Origin of the sequence: Streptomyces sp. NPDC050509 (assembly GCF_044457965.1) — a bacterium.
Taxonomy (GTDB): Bacteria; Actinomycetota; Actinomycetes; order Streptomycetales; family Streptomycetaceae; genus Streptomyces.
Genome location: NZ_JBITHL010000009.1, coordinates 108,492 through 126,504 on the forward strand (window position 1 = coordinate 108,492; position 18,013 = coordinate 126,504).

The window sequence follows — 18,013 nt, forward strand, 5'->3', positions numbered from 1 at the left end:
GGGGCGGGCCTGTGGACGGCGCGAGGGCCGCCGCACCGTACGTACGGGTATCTGTACGTATCCGGTGCGACGGCCCTCGTGGGTGTCGCGGGTGGTCCTCGGCCTGTGGAGGCGGCCTGTGCGCCGGCTTCGGCGGCCTGAAGGGGCCCGGGGGCGTCCGGCGTGTCAGCCGAAGATGCCTCCGCCTCCTTCGTCCTCGGACTGCTCACTGGATGGTGAGGGCGAGGTGCTCTCCCCGTTGTCACCGCCAGGTCCGCCGTTGCCGTTGCCTTGGTTGTTGTTGCCTTGGTTGTTGTTGCCCTGGTTGTTGTTGCCCTGGTTGGCGCATCCGAAGATGTTGTTGCAGGTCTCCGTGTCGCCGGAGGGGCTCGGCGGCGTCGTCTGCTCGCTCTCGCTCTCCGTCGGGGACGCGGACGGGCTCTCGGTGTCGGTCGGCGACGGGCTGTCGGTCACGGTCGGGGACGGGGACGTTGCGCCGCCTCCGTAGACCGCCTCGCCGATGGGCTCGGGCTTGGGGAACTTCTCGACGGGCTTCCCCTTGAGCGCCTGCGCCATGTAGTCCTGCCAGATGTCGGCCGGGAACGACGCGCCGTGGATCTTGTCCTGACCGCCGGTACCGAACATCTCCTCGAACTGACGCTTCGTGTTCTTCGCGTCGTCGTCCATCCGGTACATGTCGATGGCGGTGGAGAGCTGCGGGGTGTAGCCCACGAACCAGGCCGACTTGTTGCCGTCGGTGGTACCGGTCTTACCGGCGACCTCACGGCCGGGGAGCTGTGCGCTGCTTCCCGTACCGCCGTCCTTCACGACGTCCGTCAGCACGTCGGTGACGTTGTCCGCGACATTGGAGGGGAAGGCGTTCGTCGCCGTCGCCTTGTGCTGGTAGATGACCTGGCCCTCCTTCAGCACCCTGTCGACGGAGTACGGGTCGCGCTGCTTGCCGCTGGCGGCGAAGGTGGCGTAGGAACTGGCCATCCGGATGGCACTCGGGTCGGAGATGCCGAGCGAGAACGAGGGAACATTGGACTTGCTGAGGGAGTCGGGGAGCAGACCCGCGTTGATGGCCGCCTGGCGCACCTGGTCAATCCCGACGTCCATGCCGAGCTGGACGAAGGGCGAGTTGGCGGACCGCTTCATGGCCTTACGCAGGTTGATCTCGCCGAAGTCCTCGCCTCCGTCGTTGGTCTGGAGCCACTCCTTGCCCTCTTCGTTGGTCCAGATCGACCCGTCGTATTTCTTGATCTTCAGTTTGTTGTCGCCGTTGTAGACGGCCTTGTCGGGCGAGACCTGGGTGCGCTGTTCGTCGGTCTGCTGCTCGGGGAGTTCCGGGTCGCGCTTGCCGTGTTCCATGGCCGCGGCGAGGACGAACGGCTTGAAGGTCGATCCGACCTGGGCGCCGGTCTGGTCGGCGTTGTTGGTGAAGTGCTTGGTGGCGTCCTCGCCGCCGTAGATGGCGACGATCTTTCCGCTGGCGGGCTCGACCGAGGCGCCGCCGAACTGGACGTGGGTGTCGGTCTCCGGACGCTCCTTGGGGTCGATGTTGGCGTCGTAGACCTTCTTGACCGACTTCTCCAGCTCTTCGACCTTCTTCTTGTTGAAGGTCGTGTGGATCTCGTAGCCGCCCGCGGTGAGGTCGTCGGCCGTGATGCCCCGGTCGTTGTTGTTGACGAAGTTCGCCTTGGCGAGGTCGACCAGGTACCCGATCTGGCCGCCGAGGTCGCCGGACTTCTTCGGCGGGTCCGGCATCGGGAACTCGGTGTACTTGGCGCGTTCGGTCGCGTCGAGGAGCTTGTCCTCCACCATTCCGTCGAGGATCGACTTCCAGCGGATCTCGGCCCGCTTCCTGTTGGCCTCGGGAGTGGCGTTCCTGTTGAGCTCGGGGGCGCCGGCCGGGTCGTAGAGGGTCGCGCCCTTGAGCAGCGAGGCGAGGAAGGCGCACTCGCTCGCGTTGAGCTTGTCGGCGTTCTTGCCGTAGTACGTACGGGCCGCGGCCTGGATGCCCCAGGAGTTGCGTCCGTAGTACGACGTGTTCAGGTACCCCTCCATGATCTTTCCCTTGTTCATGTCCGCGCCGACCCGCATGGAGATGAAGAGTTCCTTGAACTTACGGCTGAAGGTCTGGCTCTGGTCACCCAGCCGGGCGTTCTTGACGTACTGCTGGGTGATGGTGGAGCCACCCTGCGTGTCGCCGCCCATGGCCATGTTGAACACGGCGCGGCCCATGCCCTTGAAGTCGACGCCGGGGTCGTCCCAGAAGGTCTTGTTCTCGGCGGAGACCACCGCGTTCTGCATGTTCTTGGGGATCTGGCTGATGTTGATGATCTGCCGGTTGACCGCGCCGTCGGCGGCGGCCATCTGGGTGTCGTCGTCCCAGTAGTAGACGTTCTTCTGGGCCTCCGACGCCTTCTGGACGTCGGGGACCTCGACCATGGCGTACGCGACGGTCCCGGCGGCCAGGATGGACCCGACGAAGGCGATGCCGAGCCCGGTGGTCTGCTTCCAGGACGGCACCCAGCGGCGCCAGCCGTACTTGTTGTACCGCGGGTAGTCGATGAACCGCTTCTTGCGCGGTTCCTCGTCCCCGGCTCCGCCGCCGCGCCGGCCGCCGCCTCCGCCGTGGCCCGCGCCACCGCCCTCGGCCCCGCGGCGGCGTCCGCCGCGCTGGGCGGCACGTCTGGCCTCGGCACGCCCGCCGTAGGCGGGCTCCTCCTCGTACCCCTCGGCGTGGGAGACCGTGGTCTCTCGCGAAGGGGCTGCACGGCGACCGGACGGCTGCTGGGCCGCACGCCTGGACGTGGCACGGCCGCCACCTGGTGGCTGCGGCGTTTTGCGACGGTGCTCGCTCATCGAACGACTACTCCTCGGGCAGGCGTGTACGCCTGGAAGCGGCAGTTGGGTTCCGGTCCCCCGAAATGAATACGGACCGGCCCGGCATAGGGCTCATCCGACATGCATCCGGTGAACCGACAGTCTTGACGTCCGTGGACGTCGCTGGGTTCCCGGTGGTCTGCATGCCGCACAGACTACGCACGGTCAAAACCCTCCGAGAGCTGAAGTTCACCCTAAATCAGGCAAGTTGCATCATGAGAATCCGGGATGTGACGCCGTTCACTAAAGCCCCCCTTGTTCCCACCGTCTCTCCGATCTATCGTCGGGATGTATCGAGTCGATACATCGGTTCGGCATAAGAGTCCGGAACGGTGTCCTGGACCGTGGAGGAGGCGAGGGTGAGCAGACGCTCGGGCATTCTTGAGTTCGCTGTCCTCGGCCTGCTCCGCGAGTCCCCCATGCACGGCTATGAGCTGCGGAAACGGCTCAACACCTCGCTGGGGATCTTCCGCGCCTTCAGTTACGGAACGCTCTACCCCTGCCTCAAGACGCTGGTTGCCAACGGCTGGTTGATCGAGGAACCGGGCAGCGCCCCGGAGGACGCGCTCGCCGCCTCCCTCGCGGGGCGCCGGGCCAAGATCGTTTATCGGCTCACGGCCGACGGCAAGGAGCACTTCGAGGAGCTGCTGTCGCACACCGGCCCCGACGCCTGGGAGGACGAGCACTTCGCTGCTCGGTTCGCCTTCTTCGGGCAGACGGAGCGCGATGTGCGCATGCGGGTGCTGGAGGGCCGCCGGAGCAGGCTGGAGGAGCGCCTCGAAAAGATGCGCGCCTCGCTGGCCCGTACCCGTGAACGGCTCGACGACTACACGCTTGAGCTGCAGCGCCACGGCATGGAGTCCGTGGAGCGCGAGGTGCGCTGGCTGAACGAGCTGATCGAGAGTGAGCGGGCGGGGCGGGATCAGATGCGGTCCGGCCCCGAGGAGCCCGTCGAGCAGGAAGCCGGAGAAGCGGACGGCCTGCCCCGGCACCGGGACGCCGCGTCTTCCGGGGGTACGCCCCCGGGACGTCCAGGACCGCCGGATCCGTCCGTGGACCCCACCAAGTGAGGCCTTGCACCTCCGCAGGGTTTCATCACGAACGCTGAGATCACACAGGGAGCAACCGCAATGGGTTCGGTTCGCGTAGCCATCGTCGGTGTGGGCAACTGCGCCGCCTCGCTGGTGCAGGGTGTCGAGTACTACAAGGACGCCGACCCGGCGGGCAAGGTACCGGGTCTGATGCACGTCCAGTTCGGCGAGTACCACGTACGGGACATCGAGTTCGTGGCCGCGTTCGACGTGGACGCGAAGAAGGTCGGTCTCGACCTCTCGGACGCCATCGGTGCCAGCGAGAACAACACCATCAAGATCTGTGACGTGCCCTCCACGGGCATCACGGTCCAGCGCGGCCACACCCTCGACGGTCTGGGCAAGTACTACCGCCAGACGATCGAGGAGTCCCCCGAGGCCCCCGCGGACATCGTCCGGACCCTCAAGGACCAGCAGGTCGACGTCCTGGTCTGCTACCTGCCCGTGGGCTCCGACGACGCCGCGAAGTACTACGCGCAGTGCGCCATCGACGCCAAGGTCGCCTTCGTCAACGCCCTCCCGGTCTTCATCGCCGGCACGAAGGAGTGGGCGGACAAGTTCACCGAGGCCGGCGTCCCGATCGTCGGTGACGACATCAAGTCGCAGGTCGGCGCCACGATCACGCACCGCGTCATGGCGAAGCTCTTCGAGGACCGGGGCGTCGTCCTGGACCGCACGATGCAGCTCAACGTCGGCGGCAACATGGACTTCAAGAACATGCTGGAGCGCGAGCGCCTGGAGTCCAAGAAGATCTCCAAGACGCAGGCCGTCACCTCCCAGATCCCCGACCGCGACCTGGGCGCCGACAACGTGCACATCGGCCCGTCGGACTACGTGGCCTGGCTCGACGACCGCAAGTGGGCCTACGTCCGCCTTGAGGGCCGCGCCTTCGGCGACGTCCCGCTGAACCTGGAGTACAAGCTGGAGGTCTGGGACTCCCCGAACTCCGCGGGCGTCATCATCGACGCCGTGCGCGCCGCCAAGATCGCCAAGGACCGCGGCATCGGCGGCCCGATCCTCTCCGCGTCGTCGTACTTCATGAAGTCGCCGCCCGTGCAGTACTTCGACGACCAGGCGCGTGAGAACGTCGAGAAGTTCATCGCTGGCGAGGTCGAGCGCTAACACGCAGCGCACCCCGCACCGGTCACACTGGCCGCGGCGGTCACGGCGATTGCGGCAGTTTTTGCTCCGCGCGACCGGCCGTACGAGAAGGGGCACCGGGCCATCGGGTCCGGTGCCCCTCTCGCGTGTGCCGGCGGTACGTGTGTGACGCTGGCCCACATGCCTGTCGTACGGGATCTGCGCTTACTCCTGCGTCTCAGGGACTTCCGCCGGCTGCTCGCGGTCCGGCTGCTCTCCCAGGCGGCCGACGGTGTCTTCCAGGTCGCGCTCGCCGCGTACGTCGTCTTCTCCCCCGAGAAACAGACCTCGCCCGCCGCCATCGCCTCCGCGATGGCCGTACTGCTGCTGCCCTACTCGCTGGTCGGCCCGTTCGCCGGAGTACTCCTCGACCGCTGGCAGCGCCGCCAGGTCTTCCTGTACGGGAATCTGCTGCGCGCCCTGCTGGCCGGGTGCACGGCCCTGCTGATCCTGGCGTCCGTACCCGACTGGCTCTTCTACGCCTCGGCGCTCTCCGTGACCGCCGTCAACCGGTTCGTGCTCGCAGGGCTCTCGGCGGCCCTGCCCCGGGTCGTCGACGACGAGCGCCTCGTCCTGGCGAACTCGCTCTCCCCCACCGCCGGCACCCTCGCCGCGACCGCGGGCGGCGGACTCGCCCTCGTCGTACGGCTGACCGCAGCCGACTCCGACGCCGCCGTGATGCTGCTGGGCGCCGTCCTCTACATCTGCTCGGCGCTCACCTCACTGCTGCTGGCCCGCGAACTGCTCGGCCCCGAGCACGCGCCCGCACAGCCCCGGCTGGGGGCCGCGCTCACCTCCACCGCGCACGGGCTCGCCGACGGACTGCGCCATCTCGCCGAGCGGGGTGCGGCGGCGGGCGCGCTGGCCGCCATGACGGTAATGCGCTTCTGCTACGGGGCACTGACGGTGATGGTGCTGATGCTCTGCCGCTACGCCTGGACGGACCGGGAGTCCGACGGCCTGGCACTGCTCGGGCTCGCCCTCGGAATCTCCGGCGCGGGGTTCTTCGCGGCGGCGCTTCTCACCCCGTGGGCGGTGGGCCGGCTCGGGGCGCCCGGATGGATGGTGCTCTGCGCCACGGCCGCGGCCGTGCTCGAACCGGCGCTCGGGCTGCCTTTCGCGCCCGTACCGCTGATGGCCGCCGCGTTCCTCCTCGGTCTGATCACCCAGGGCGCGAAGATCGCCACCGACACCGTGGTGCAGACGACGGTGGACGACGACTTCCGCGGCCGGGTCTTCTCCCTCTACGACGTTCTGTTCAATGTCGCCTTCGTGGGCGCCGCCGCGGTGGCCGCGCTGATGCTGCCGCCGGACGGCCGGTCCGCGCCGCTGGTGGTGATGGTCGCGCTTCTCTACGCGGCCGTCGCGGCGGCCCTGACACGCGGGAGGCGGTGTTTCACGTGAAACACCGCCTCCCGGGGAACCGTGCCCAGGCGATGTTTCACGTGAAACATCGCCTGGGCGTCATCAGTTCTGCGCCGCCCACCACTCCTTGAGCGCGGCGACGGCCGCATCCTTCTCCATGGGGCCGTTCTCCAGCCGCAGCTCCAGCAGGAAGGTGTACGCCGCGCCGATCACCGGCCCGGGGCCGACATCCAGGATCTCCATGATCTGGTTGCCGTCCAGGTCCGGCCTGATGGCGTCGAGCTGCTCCTGCTCCTGGAGCTGGGCGATGCGCTCCTCCAGGCCGTCGTAGGCGCGGGAGAGCGCGTTCGCCTTGCGCTTGTTGCGGGTGGTGCAGTCGGAGCGGGTCAGCTTGTGGAGCCGGCTCAGCAGCGGGCCCGCGTCGCGTACGTAGCGGCGGACCGCCGAGTCGGTCCATTCGCCCGTCCCGTAGCCGTGGAAGCGCAGATGCAGCTCGACCAGACGGGAGACGTCCTTCACCATCTCGTTGGAGTACTTGAGCGCGGTCATCCGCTTCTTGGTCATCTTCGCGCCCACCATCTCGTGGTGGTGGAAGGAGACCCGGCCGTCCTTCTCGAAGCGCCGGGTGCGGGGTTTGCCGATGTCGTGCAGGAGCGCGGCCAGCCGCAGCACCAGGTCAGGGCCGTTCTCCTCCAGGTCGATGGCCTGCTCCAGAACGGTGAGCGAGTGCTCGTAGACGTCCTTGTGACGGTGGTGCTCGTCGCTCTCCAGCCGCAGCGCCGGCAGCTCGGGCAGGATCCGTTCGGCGAGCCCGGTGTCGACGAGCAGCGCCAGCCCCTGGCGCGGGTGAGCGGCGAGGACCAGCTTGTTCAGCTCGTCCCGGACCCGCTCGGCGGAGACGATCTCGATACGTCCGGACATGTCCTTCATGGCCGCGACGACCTCCGGCGCCACCTCGAAGTCCAACTGCGCGGCGAAGCGCGCGGCCCGCAGCATCCGCAGCGGATCGTCGGAGAAGGACTCCTGAGGGGTGCCGGGCGTGCGCAGCACCTGGGCCGCGAGGTCCTCCAGCCCACCGTGCGGATCGATGAACTCCTTCCGCGGCAGGGCCACGGCCATCGCGTTGACCGTGAAGTCCCGGCGTACGAGGTCCTCCTCGATGGAGTCGCCGTAGGACACCTCGGGTTTGCGTGACGTACGGTCGTACGCTTCCGAGCGGTACGTGGTGACCTCGATCTCGAAGCGCTGATCCGCGTCCCCGACGCGGGCGTCCTTCTGGCAGCCGACCGTCCCGAAGGCGATCCCGACCTCCCACACCGCGTCCGCCCAGGGCCGCACGATCTTCAGTACGTCCTCGGGGCGGGCATCGGTCGTGAAGTCCAGGTCGTTGCCGAGCCTGCCCAGCAGGGCGTCCCTGACCGAGCCTCCGACCAGGGCGAGACCGAAACCGGCCTCCTGGAAACGGCGGGCGAGATCGTCGGCGACGGGGGACACCCGCAGCAGTTCGCTGACCGCGCGGTGCTGCACCTGGCTGAGTGCACTGGGGTTGTCTTCATTGGCTTTCGGCACAACAGAAAAGGGTACGTGCCGTGGCTCATCCGGTCGTCCCCGTTTCGGGCTCCCCCTCCGATTCACGGGTTTCCGGCAGCGCATGAGATTCTTCCGATCATGTGGAGCAGTCCCCAGCACTTCGCCACAGCGCACATCGTTACCATGCGTGGACGCAGCAACCGACAACCACCAACGGCAGCAGACGATGACGAGGGACGGGCGAGCGCGTGGCCGAGGCGGCAGACTTCCAGGGGACGGGCCATTCCGCTGCCCGCCGATGGCTGCGGCGCACAGCCTCCCTCCTCGCCGGGGTACCGCTCATGGCGAGTCTGCTGGCCGGTACGACGGCTCCCGCCGCCCAGGGGGCGACACAGGCCGCCGGGGGCCGTACGGTCCATGTGGCGCTCGACACATTCGCGCCCAGCGCCCCGGTGAAGGGCGACACGCTCACCATCTCGGGGACCGTGACCAACGAGGGCAAGAACACCGTCAACGACGCGCAGGTGGATCTGCGGGTCGGGCCGCGGATGGCCGGCCGGACCGCCATCGACGACGCCGCGGCGCGCTCCGGCCTCTCGGGTGACGTGGCCCCGATCGGCGGGGCGTACAAGGTCGTCATCCCGAAGCTCCCGGCCGGGATCCCGCAGGACTTCGCCCTGTCCGTCCCTGTCAGCAAGCTGGGGCTCGACGAGGACGGGGTCTACCAGCTCGGCGTCTCGGTGACGGGGCAGACCTCGGCCGCCCCGTACGACCAGGTGCTGGGTGTCCAGCGCACCTTCCTGCCCTGGCAGCCCGAAGGGACGGACAAGAAGACCCAGGTCACCGCGTTGTGGCCGCTGATCTCGTCGACGCATCTCTCCGCCGAGACCGGGCGGGACGATCAGCAGACCCCGGTCTTCGAGAACGACGACCTGGCCGAGGAGCTGGCGCCCGGCGGGCGGCTGGAGCAGATGGTCTCCCTCGGCAGCCGCCTCCCGGTGACCTGGGTGATCGATCCCGATCTGATCGCCACCGCCGACGCCATGACCAGGAACTACAGCGTCAGAAGTGGCGACACGACGGTCCCGGGCCGCAACCAGGCCGTGGCGGTCAAGTGGCTCGACTCGCTGGAGAAGGCGGTCAAGGCCGGCAAGGTCGTCGCGCTGCCGTTCGCCGATCCGGACCTGGCCTCGCTCGCGCACCGCGGCAAGAGCGTCTCCGGCGCGCTCAGCCATCTCCAGCCGGCCACCGATGTGGCCGACGACACGGTGGAGACCGTCCTCCACGTCAAGCCGTCCGTGGACTTCGCCTGGCCGGTGGACGGCGCGATCGACCCGTCGATCGTCGATGTGGCGACCTCCGCGGGCGCCCACAAGGTCATCACCCGCAGTGACAGCCTCCAGGACAACCTCCCGTACACCCCGAACGCCGCACGGCCGATCGGCGGCGGCACGACGGCCGTCGTCGCGGACTACCGGCTCTCGACCGCCTTCCAGGGCGACATGTCGGCGGCGAGCAGCTCCACCCTCGCCGTCCAGAAGTTCCTGGCCCAGTCGCTGGCCGTGACGCTCCAGGAGCCCGACAACGAGCGCAACGTCGTGGTCGCCCCGCAGCGGACGCCGACGGCGGCCCAGGCGCAGTCGATGGCGCGCGCGCTGCGCGCGCTGGAGCCCGAGCGCTGGACGGAGCCGACGGACCTGATCGCGGCGGCCGCGGTCGGCCCTGACGCGGACGCCACCACGAAGGTCCCGGGCGCCTCCCACTACCCGAAGAAGCTGCGCGCCCAGGAACTGCCGACCCGGACGTTCCTCGACATCAAGAACACGCAGGACCGCTTCGACAAGTTCAAGGCCATCCTCACCGCACCGGACCGGGTCGCCGCCCCCTTCGGCAATGCGATCAGCCGGGCGATGTCGACATCCTGGCGCGGGGACCCGGACGGCGCCGAGCAGTACCGGGAAACGGTCGACACCTATCTGCAGAGCCTCACCGACGAGGTGCGGCTCATCCCCAAGTCCGTGCTCACCCTGTCCGGGCGCAGCGCGACGATCCCGGTGACCGTCCAGAACCAACTGCTCCAGGGTGTGCAGAACCTGGTGCTGCGCCTGAAGTCGGACAACCCGACCCGGCTGAAGCTCGACGGTGATCTGGCCGTCGCGGAACGGCCGATCAAGATCGACGGCGGGCACAGCCAGTCGGTGAAGTTCACCGGCGCGGGCAATGCCAACGGGCCGGTGCAGGTGACCGCCCAGCTCTACACGGTGGACGGCAAGCTGTACGGCGGCCCGATGACCTTCCAGGTGAAGGTCTCGGAGATCACGCCCACCGTGATGCTCGTCATCGCGGGCGGTGTGCTGCTGCTGGTCCTCGCCGGGGTGAAGATGTACAGCCAGCGCAAGCGGGCCGTGGCCCGTAAGGCGGGCGCCGGGCCCGCGAACGGCGACGGCGGCGGGAGCGGTGACGACGGCCCGCAGGACGGCAACGGCGACGGTGACCGGGGCGGCCTGGAGGGTACGGACGCCACCGGTCCAGACGCCGCCGGACCGGACGCCACCGGACCGGACGCCGCCGGACCCGACACCACCGGACCCGACACCGCCGGTCCGGACACCACCGGGGACCCGCACGGCACGAAGAACACGGCCGCCACGAAGGCCGTCGAGGACACAGATCCCGGGCAGCCGAGTGACCCGACACCGGACACCGGTCCGGAAAGCGCGGACGCGTCGGGCGCGGGTGAGAAAGTGGACCGTTGAGCGATGTCGTGGCCGGTCGGCCGGGGACGATGAGGTGGGGTAACCATGAACGCGCCGTACGACGGTGACCGTGGGCCGGGCACGGGCGGCGATCCGGCAGGCCAGGTCCCGCCGCCTCCGCCCCCTGCCCAGGACCCGTATGTCCAGGACGCCTACGCGCAGGACCCCTACTGGGCGCAGGACCTGTCCGCGCAGGATCCGGTGACCGAGGCGCTGTACGACCGCGCCTCGCACCCGCCGCCACCCCCGGGCACCTATCCGGACCGCCAGGACCTGTACCGGCAGCCGCACGCCCAGCAGCCCGCCCCCGATCCGCGGATCTGGGCGCAGCCCCCGCCGCCCGAGCCCTCGGGCCCCTCCCGTCTTCTGCCGTACGGGGACGACGCGCGGACCACCCAGTTCACCGGCGTCGACGATCTGGTCACCCGGGCCGCGGACGAGAGTCCTGCGCCGGACGCGTTCGCGCACCTCTACCGGGACCAGCAGGCCACGGCGCAGGCCGTGGCGGCGCCGGAGCCCGAGGCGGCCCCCGCGCCGCCGCCGGCCAAGAAGTCGGGCGGCAAGGCCGCCGGGCTGCTCAAGTCCAGCGCGCTGATGGCCGCGGGCACGCTGGTGTCCCGGCTCACCGGCTTCGTACGGAGCCTGGTGATCACGGCCGCGCTGGGTGCGGCGCTCCTCGGTGACTCGTTCACCGTCGCCTACACCCTGCCGACGATGATCTACATCCTCACCGTCGGCGGCGGCCTGAACTCGGTCTTCGTACCGCAGCTCGTGCGGGCGATGAAGAACGACGACGATGGTGGCGTCGCCTACGCCAACCGGCTGCTGACCCTGGTCATGGTCGCGCTCGGCGCGATTGTGGCACTGGCTGTGTTCGCGGCGCCCGTGCTGGTCCAGGCGATGTCGGACCCGATCGCCAGCGACGCCGCCGCCAACAACGTGGCGGTCACCTTCGCCCGCTACTGCCTGCCCACGATCTTCTTCATGGGTGTGCACGTGGTCATGGGCCAGATCCTCAACGCGCGCGGGAAGTTCGGCGCGATGATGTGGACCCCGGTCCTCAACAACATCGTCATGATCACCACGTTCGGTCTGTTCATCTGGGTGTACGGCACCGCCGCCGACTCCGGTATGACCGTATCGACGATCCCGCCGGACGGCGTACGGCTGCTGGGCATCGGTACGCTCCTCGGGCTCATCGTCCAGGCGCTCGCGATGATCCCCTACCTCAGGGAGACCGGGTTCCGGTTCCGCCCGCGGTTCGACTGGAAGGGCCACGGCCTCGGCAAGACGGTCAAGCTCGCCAAGTGGACCGTCCTGTTCGTCCTCGCCAACCAGGCGGGTGTCCTGGTCGTCACCCAGCTCGCCACGGCCGCGGGCAAGGCGTCCGGCACGGACGGCGCAGGCATCCTGGCCTACAGCAACGCCCAGCTCATCTGGGGCATGCCGCAGGCCATCATCACCGTCTCGGTCATGGCCGCCCTGCTGCCCCGGATCTCCCGCGCCGCCAGCGACGGCGACCCGGGCGCCGTCCGCGACGACATCTCCCAGGGGCTGCGCAACTCCGCGGTCGCGATCGTCCCGATCGCCTTCGGGTTCCTCGCCCTCGGTGTCCCGCTCTCCGTCCTGATGTTCTCGTCCAGCGGCCTGGAATCGGCGCGGTCCATGGGCTTCATCCTGATGGCGTTCGCCCTCGGTCTCATCCCGTACTCCGTGCAGTACGTCGTCCTGCGCGGCTTCTACGCCTACGAGGACACCAGGACGCCCTTCTACAACACGGTCATCGTCGCCGCGGTCAACGCCGCGGCCTCCGCCCTCGCCTATGTGCTGCTGCCCCCGCGCTGGGCCGTGGTCGGCATGGCCGCGGCATACGGACTGGCCTACGCCGTCGGTGTCGGCGTGGCCTGGCGCAGGCTGAAGAACCGGCTGGGCGGCGATCTGGACGGCGGACGCGTCCTGCGGACGTACGCCCGGCTCTGCCTCGCCTCCGTGCCCGGCGCCCTCGCGGCCGGAGCGGTCGCCTACTTCGTACTGGAAGGTCTGGGCAGCACTGCCCTCTCCTCGATCGTCGCCCTGATCGGCGGCGGCATCGTCCTGCTGGGGCTCTTCTTCGTCGCGGCGAAGAAGATGCGGATCGAGGAGATGAACGCCATGGTCGGCATGGTCCGGGGTCGCCTCGGACGGTGACGCGGCCCGGCCCGGTACAACCATCATCGGCTACCGCGTGTCGTGCATAGCGTCCGACTGTGGGCACAATTGGCTTGGCTGTTGGACAGGGCGCAATGGATGGGGAGGCAGGAGCGACGGTGGCGGAACGTAGCACGGCTGCCGTCGACGTGGCCGGCAACAGTGGCGATGAGCCGCTGACCGCCAAGGCGGACAAGGCCACGACCGACGGGTTGGCGAAGGCCCAGGAGACGGCGGAGCGGTCCGCCGACGACACGGGCGGTGAGCGGCGGGACACCGAGCCGGGCGGCTCGGCGCCCGAACTCCACAGCGGCCACAGACTCGCCAGACGCTACCGCCTGGAGGAGTGCGTCACCCGTCTGGACGGTTTCAGCAGTTGGCGTGCCGTCGACGAGAAACTGCGCCGCGCCGTCGGCGTGCACCTGCTGCCCTCCGACCATCCGCGGGCCCGTTCCGTCCTGGCCGCGGCCCGGTCCGCCGCACTGCTCGGCGATCCGCGCTTCGTCCAGGTCCTGGACGCCGTCGAGGAGGGCGAGGTCGTCTACGTCGTCCACGAATGGCTGCCGGACGCCACCGAGCTCACCACGCTGCTCGCCGCGGGCCCTCTGGAGGCCCACGAGGCGTACCAGCTCGTCAGCCAGGTCTCCCAGGCCATGGCCGCCGCGCACCGTGAGGGGCTGGCCCATCTGCGGCTGACGCCCGGCGCCGTCCTGCGGACCTCCACCGGCCAGTACCGGATCCGCGGTCTCGCCGTGAACGCCGCGCTGCGCGGCATCCGCGCGGACCGGCCCCAGCGCACCGACACCGAGGCGATCGGCGCGCTCCTGTACGCCGCGCTCACGCAGCGCTGGCCGTACGAGAGTGACGCGCACGGCCTCTCCGGCCTGCCCAAGGGTGTCGGGCTGATCGCCCCCGACCAGGTGCGCGCCGGCATCCACCGCGGTCTCTCGGAGCTCGCGATGCGGGCCCTGATCAACGACGGCGCCACCGCATCCCGGCAGGATCCGCCGTGCACCACGCCGGACGAGCTGTCCGCTGCGGTCGCGGAGATGCCCCGTATCCGGCCGCCGGAGCCCACGTTCACGGCCCCGCCGGAGTACCAGCGCACCACGTACCAGCAGGGCACCTACGGGCGCACCCAGGCGGGCGTCGGGGTGACGTCCCCGCCCCCGGTGATGCCGCCGCCGCCCCCGCTCCAGAGCCGCACCGGCAAAGCCCTCAAGTGGACCGTCGCCGCGCTCCTCATCGCCGTCCTGGGCCTGGGAAGCTGGCAGGTCGCCGACCGGCTCCTCGACGGAGAGCGCGGCACGCCCGACACAACCCCCACGCAGACCACCACCGGGGGCGGCGACAAGGGAGTCAAGCCCGTCAAGCCCCTCAAGATCGACGGTGCGACGGAGTTCATGCCCGAGGGATCCGGGATAAGGCCGGAGCTGGTCTCGAACGCCACCGACGGCGACAGCGGCACGGCCTGGATCACCAAGCAGTACTGGAACTACCCCAATTTCGGTAACCTCCCCGGCCACACGCAGGGCAGCGGAATCGTCGTCGACCTCGGCAGTGTGAAGGACGTCTCCGGTCTCGACATACGTATGTACCGGTCCGGTCAGAAGACCGAAGTGCTGGCCGCCGGCGCGGACGCGTCGGATCCGGCGTCGCTCTCGGACTTCTCCCAGCGGCTCACCAAGCTGGAAACAGTCGGAAGCACGGTGAAGACCACTCTCGACAAGCCTGTGCGGACCCGGTACGTATTGATCCACATCACTGAGCTGCCGCAGGACGGATCCGCCACCCGCTTCCGCGGGGGCATCTCGGAGATCCAGATCACCGGCTGACCGGAGACAGGGGAGGGGGCTCACCGTTGGACGACGCCGCACTGGGCGACTTGAGCGACCAGGACCTGCTGAGCGCTCATGTCACGGGCCACTCTCGGGCCTTCGGCGAGCTGGTACGGCGCCACCGCGACCGGCTCTGGGCCGTCGCCCTCCGAACCCTGGGGGACCGCGAGGAGGCGGCCGACGCCGTGCAGGACGCCCTCGTCTCCGCCTTCCGGGCCGCCCACACCTTCCGCGGGCAGTCCGCCGTCACCACCTGGCTGCACCGCATCACCGTCAACGCCTGCCTCGACCGGGCCCGCAAGGCCGCCTCGCGCAGGACCTCGCCCATGGACGACACCGAGCGGCTGGAGCAGCTCCTCGAACCCCACGAGTCGGCCGAGGCGCCCGCCGAGCGGCAGGACCTCCACCGGGAGCTGCTGGCGGCACTGGCCACACTCCCTGTCGACCAGCGGGCCGCCCTGATCCTCGTCGACATGCAGGGTTACCCCGTGGCGGAGGCCGCCGCCGTGCTGGGGGTGCCCACCGGCACCGTGAAAAGCCGCTGTGCGCGCGGCCGGGCCAGACTTCTCCCTCTGCTCACCCATCTACGCGGGGACACCAGGGATAACAGCGGTTCCGAGCGGGGAAGGAACCGGACGCCGCGGGCATCCGTCCCACCGGCATCGGGACCAAAAGATTCAGGATCGAGCGATCCTGCTGGAGTGAAGGGCGGAGGTGGGCGCACATGACATCTACGACCGACACCGCTCAGCATCCGGATGTCTCGGAGATCTCCGACCTGGCCGAGGGCCTGCTGCCACCGGCCCGCAGCGCCGATCTGCGGCAGCATCTCGACGGCTGCGTCCTCTGCGCCGATGTCCATGACTCCCTCGAAGAGATCAGAGGACTGCTGGGCACCCTGCCGGGGCCGCCCCGGATGCCCGCCGATGTCGCGGGCCGTATCGACGCCGCCCTCGCCGCGGAAGCGCTCCTCGACGCGACCACGCCCGATGACTCCACGACCCTCGATGAGTCCCCGCCATCGACCGAGCCCGCGGACTCCGTCGATGTTTCACGTGAAACATCGCCCCCGTCCGAGCCGCACTCCCCGCCACATTCCCCGGCGGCCACGTCGGCGGTGACGACGGACACCGTACGGGCCGACCGCCCCGCCGGACGGCCGAAGGCGGCCACCGGACCCGGACGCGGCGGACCGTCCCGCCTGCGGCGCCGCCGTACCGCCGTCCTGGGTGCCGTGTTCGGTACCGCCCTCGTAGGGGTGGGCGTACTGCTGCTCCCGTCGCTCCACTCCTCGGACTCCGGGGAAGCGTCCAAGACCGCCAGCTCCGCTGCGGGCGACAGCGACCTGTTCTCCGAGACACGTCTTCAGGACCGCGTGGACACCCTGCTGGCCTCCGGCACCGATGCCGGGACGCAAAGCGAGACCAAGGCCGGCCGGCCGCGTTCCATGGAGGGCGACCGGGGCGGAGCCTCGAACTCTCCCCTGCTCACACCGGCGCCCGCCGTTCCGGCCTGTATCCAGCGAGGCATCGGCAGCAGTCTGTCGGCGCTCGCCGCCGAGCGGGGTACCTATCAGGGAAGCGACGCATATCTCGTCGTCCTGCCGCACTCCGGTGACAGCACCCGGGTCCAGGCCTATGTGGTCGACGCGACCTGCGTGAAGAGCGCTCCCTCGACCGACGGAACCGTCCTGCTGACGCACTCCTACCTCCGCCGCTGACGCCCCCTCGCGTCGAGCCGGAAGACCTCGGGAATGCGGGACCCGTAGGATCCGTTGGATGGGGTGAAAGTCGTTGATCCGGCCCCAGTAGTGCAGTCTGCAGAGACGAGGAAGAAACCCGTGAGCGACGTCCGTAATGTGATCATCATCGGCTCCGGGCCCGCCGGCTATACGGCCGCGCTGTACACCGCGCGCGCATCGCTGAAGCCGCTGGTCTTCGAGGGCGCCGTCACCGCCGGTGGTGCGCTGATGAACACCACCGATGTGGAGAACTTCCCGGGCTTCCGCGACGGCATCATGGGCCCGGACCTGATGGACAACATGCGGGCCCAGGCCGAGCGCTTCGGCGCCGAGCTGGTCCCGGACGATGTCATCTCGGTCGACCTCACCGGTGACATCAAGACGGTCACCGACACCGCGGGCACCGTGCACCGGGCCAAGGCCGTGATCGTCACCACGGGCTCCCAGCACCGCAAGCTCGGCCTGGCCAACGAGGACACCCTGTCCGGGCGCGGTGTCTCCTGGTGCGCCACCTGTGACGGCTTCTTCTTCAAGGACCAGGACATCGCCGTGATCGGCGGCGGGGACACCGCGATGGAGGAAGCCACCTTCCTCTCGCGCTTCGCCAAGTCCGTCACGATCGTCCACCGCCGGGACACGCTGCGTGCCTCCAAGGCCATGCAGGAGCGTGCCTTCGCCGACCCGAAGATCAAGTTCGCCTGGGACAGCGAGGTCGCCGAGATCCACGGCGAGCAGAAGCTCTCCGGGCTGACCCTGCGCAACACGAAGACCGGCGAGACCTCGCCGCTCGCGGTGACCGGGCTGTTCATCGCGGTGGGCCACGACCCGCGGACCGAGCTGTTCAAGGGCCAGCTCGACCTGGACGGAGAGGGCTATCTGACCGTGGCCGCCCCGTCGACGCGGACGAACCTCTCCGGTGTCTTCGGCGCCGGCGATGTGGTGGACCACACCTACCGCCAGGCGATCACCGCCGCGGGCACCGGCTGCTCCGCCGCCCTCGACGCCGAGCGCTTCCTCGCCGCGCTGAGTGACAGCGAGAACGCCGAGCCGGAGAAGACCCCCGCCGTCTGACCAGAACTCCCCATCCACACCCCTCAACCCGTAAGGAGGCCGCCGTGGCCGGCGACCTGAAGCATGTGACCGACGATTCCTTCGACGAGGACGTTCTCAAGAACGCCAAGCCCGTCCTGGTGGACTTCTGGGCCGCCTGGTGCGGACCGTGCCGCCAGATCGCCCCGTCGCTGGAGGCCATCGCCGCCGAGCACGGCGACAAGATCGAGATCGTCAAGCTCAACATCGACGAGAACCCGGCCACCGCCGCCAAGTACGGGGTCATGTCCATCCCGACCCTGAACGTCTACCAGGGCGGAGAGGTCGTCAAGACCATCGTCGGCGCCAAGCCCAAGGCCGCGCTCGTCCGCGACCTCGACGACTACATCGGCTGACGAACGGCAGGCGTCGGAAGACGCACGGTGTTTCACGTGAAACGGGTCCGCC

At 69.3% G+C, this 18,013-nt stretch carries 12 protein-coding genes; 10 read left to right on the forward strand and 2 right to left on the reverse strand.

From position 1 onward, the window contains the following. Window positions 1-165: 165 nt before the first annotated feature. Window positions 166-2,847: a transglycosylase domain-containing protein gene (locus ACIBJC_RS25465; RefSeq protein WP_399296217.1), complete on the reverse strand. Its 2,682-nt coding sequence runs from the start codon at window positions 2,845-2,847 to the stop codon at window positions 166-168. Between the two features lie 380 nt (window positions 2,848-3,227). Here ACIBJC_RS25465 and ACIBJC_RS25470 point away from each other — a divergent pair, with 380 nt between their 5' ends. The 3 genes from ACIBJC_RS25470 (at window position 3,228) to ACIBJC_RS25480 (ending at window position 6,503) form a co-directional block, all read left to right on the forward strand. After that, the gene (locus ACIBJC_RS25470; protein ID WP_399296219.1) at window positions 3,228-3,938 is read left to right on the forward strand and encodes a helix-turn-helix transcriptional regulator; all 711 of its coding nucleotides are present in this window, start codon (window positions 3,228-3,230) and stop codon (window positions 3,936-3,938) included. Between the two features lie 60 nt (window positions 3,939-3,998). Next, a complete protein-coding gene (locus ACIBJC_RS25475) occupies window positions 3,999-5,081 on the forward strand; it encodes an inositol-3-phosphate synthase (RefSeq protein ID WP_399296221.1) in 1,083 nt (360 codons plus the stop codon). 159 nt (window positions 5,082-5,240) lie between these two features. Continuing rightward, complete coding sequence (locus tag ACIBJC_RS25480; protein ID WP_399296223.1) at window positions 5,241-6,503, forward strand: MFS transporter; 1,263 nt, start codon at window positions 5,241-5,243, stop codon at window positions 6,501-6,503. Between the two features lie 63 nt (window positions 6,504-6,566). Here ACIBJC_RS25480 and ACIBJC_RS25485 read toward each other — a convergent pair whose 3' ends face one another. After that, the gene (locus tag ACIBJC_RS25485; RefSeq protein WP_399296225.1) at window positions 6,567-8,033 is read right to left on the reverse strand and encodes a CCA tRNA nucleotidyltransferase; all 1,467 of its coding nucleotides are present in this window, start codon (window positions 8,031-8,033) and stop codon (window positions 6,567-6,569) included. Between the two features lie 209 nt (window positions 8,034-8,242). Here ACIBJC_RS25485 and ACIBJC_RS25490 point away from each other — a divergent pair, with 209 nt between their 5' ends. From ACIBJC_RS25490 to trxA, 7 genes are all read left to right on the forward strand, one after another. Next, window positions 8,243-10,750: a DUF6049 family protein gene (locus ACIBJC_RS25490; protein WP_399296227.1), complete on the forward strand. Its 2,508-nt coding sequence runs from the start codon at window positions 8,243-8,245 to the stop codon at window positions 10,748-10,750. Window positions 10,751-10,795: 45 nt separating this feature from the next. Continuing rightward, entirely contained in the window at window positions 10,796-12,937 is a 2,142-nt protein-coding gene (gene murJ / locus ACIBJC_RS25495) for a murein biosynthesis integral membrane protein MurJ (RefSeq protein ID WP_399296229.1), read from the forward strand. Window positions 12,938-13,056: 119 nt separating this feature from the next. Then, on the forward strand, window positions 13,057-14,772 hold the full coding sequence (locus ACIBJC_RS25500; protein ID WP_399296231.1) for a protein kinase family protein: 1,716 nt from the start codon (window positions 13,057-13,059) through the stop codon (window positions 14,770-14,772). 26 nt (window positions 14,773-14,798) lie between these two features. Further along, window positions 14,799-15,503, forward strand: coding sequence for an RNA polymerase sigma factor SigM (gene sigM / locus ACIBJC_RS25505; RefSeq protein WP_399296233.1), 705 nt, complete (start codon window positions 14,799-14,801; stop codon window positions 15,501-15,503). Next, window positions 15,500-16,495: a hypothetical protein gene (locus tag ACIBJC_RS25510; protein ID WP_399296235.1), complete on the forward strand. Its 996-nt coding sequence runs from the start codon at window positions 15,500-15,502 to the stop codon at window positions 16,493-16,495. Before sigM ends, ACIBJC_RS25510 begins: the two co-directional genes overlap by 4 nt. Window positions 16,496-16,615: 120 nt before the next feature. Beyond that, window positions 16,616-17,587 (forward strand): thioredoxin-disulfide reductase, encoded by a 972-nt coding sequence (gene trxB, locus ACIBJC_RS25515; RefSeq protein WP_399296237.1) that lies wholly within the window; start codon window positions 16,616-16,618, stop codon window positions 17,585-17,587. A 44-nt stretch (window positions 17,588-17,631) separates the two neighbouring features. Further along, window positions 17,632-17,961, forward strand: coding sequence for a thioredoxin (trxA, locus tag ACIBJC_RS25520; RefSeq protein ID WP_399296239.1), 330 nt, complete (start codon window positions 17,632-17,634; stop codon window positions 17,959-17,961). Window positions 17,962-18,013 lie beyond the last annotated feature (52 nt).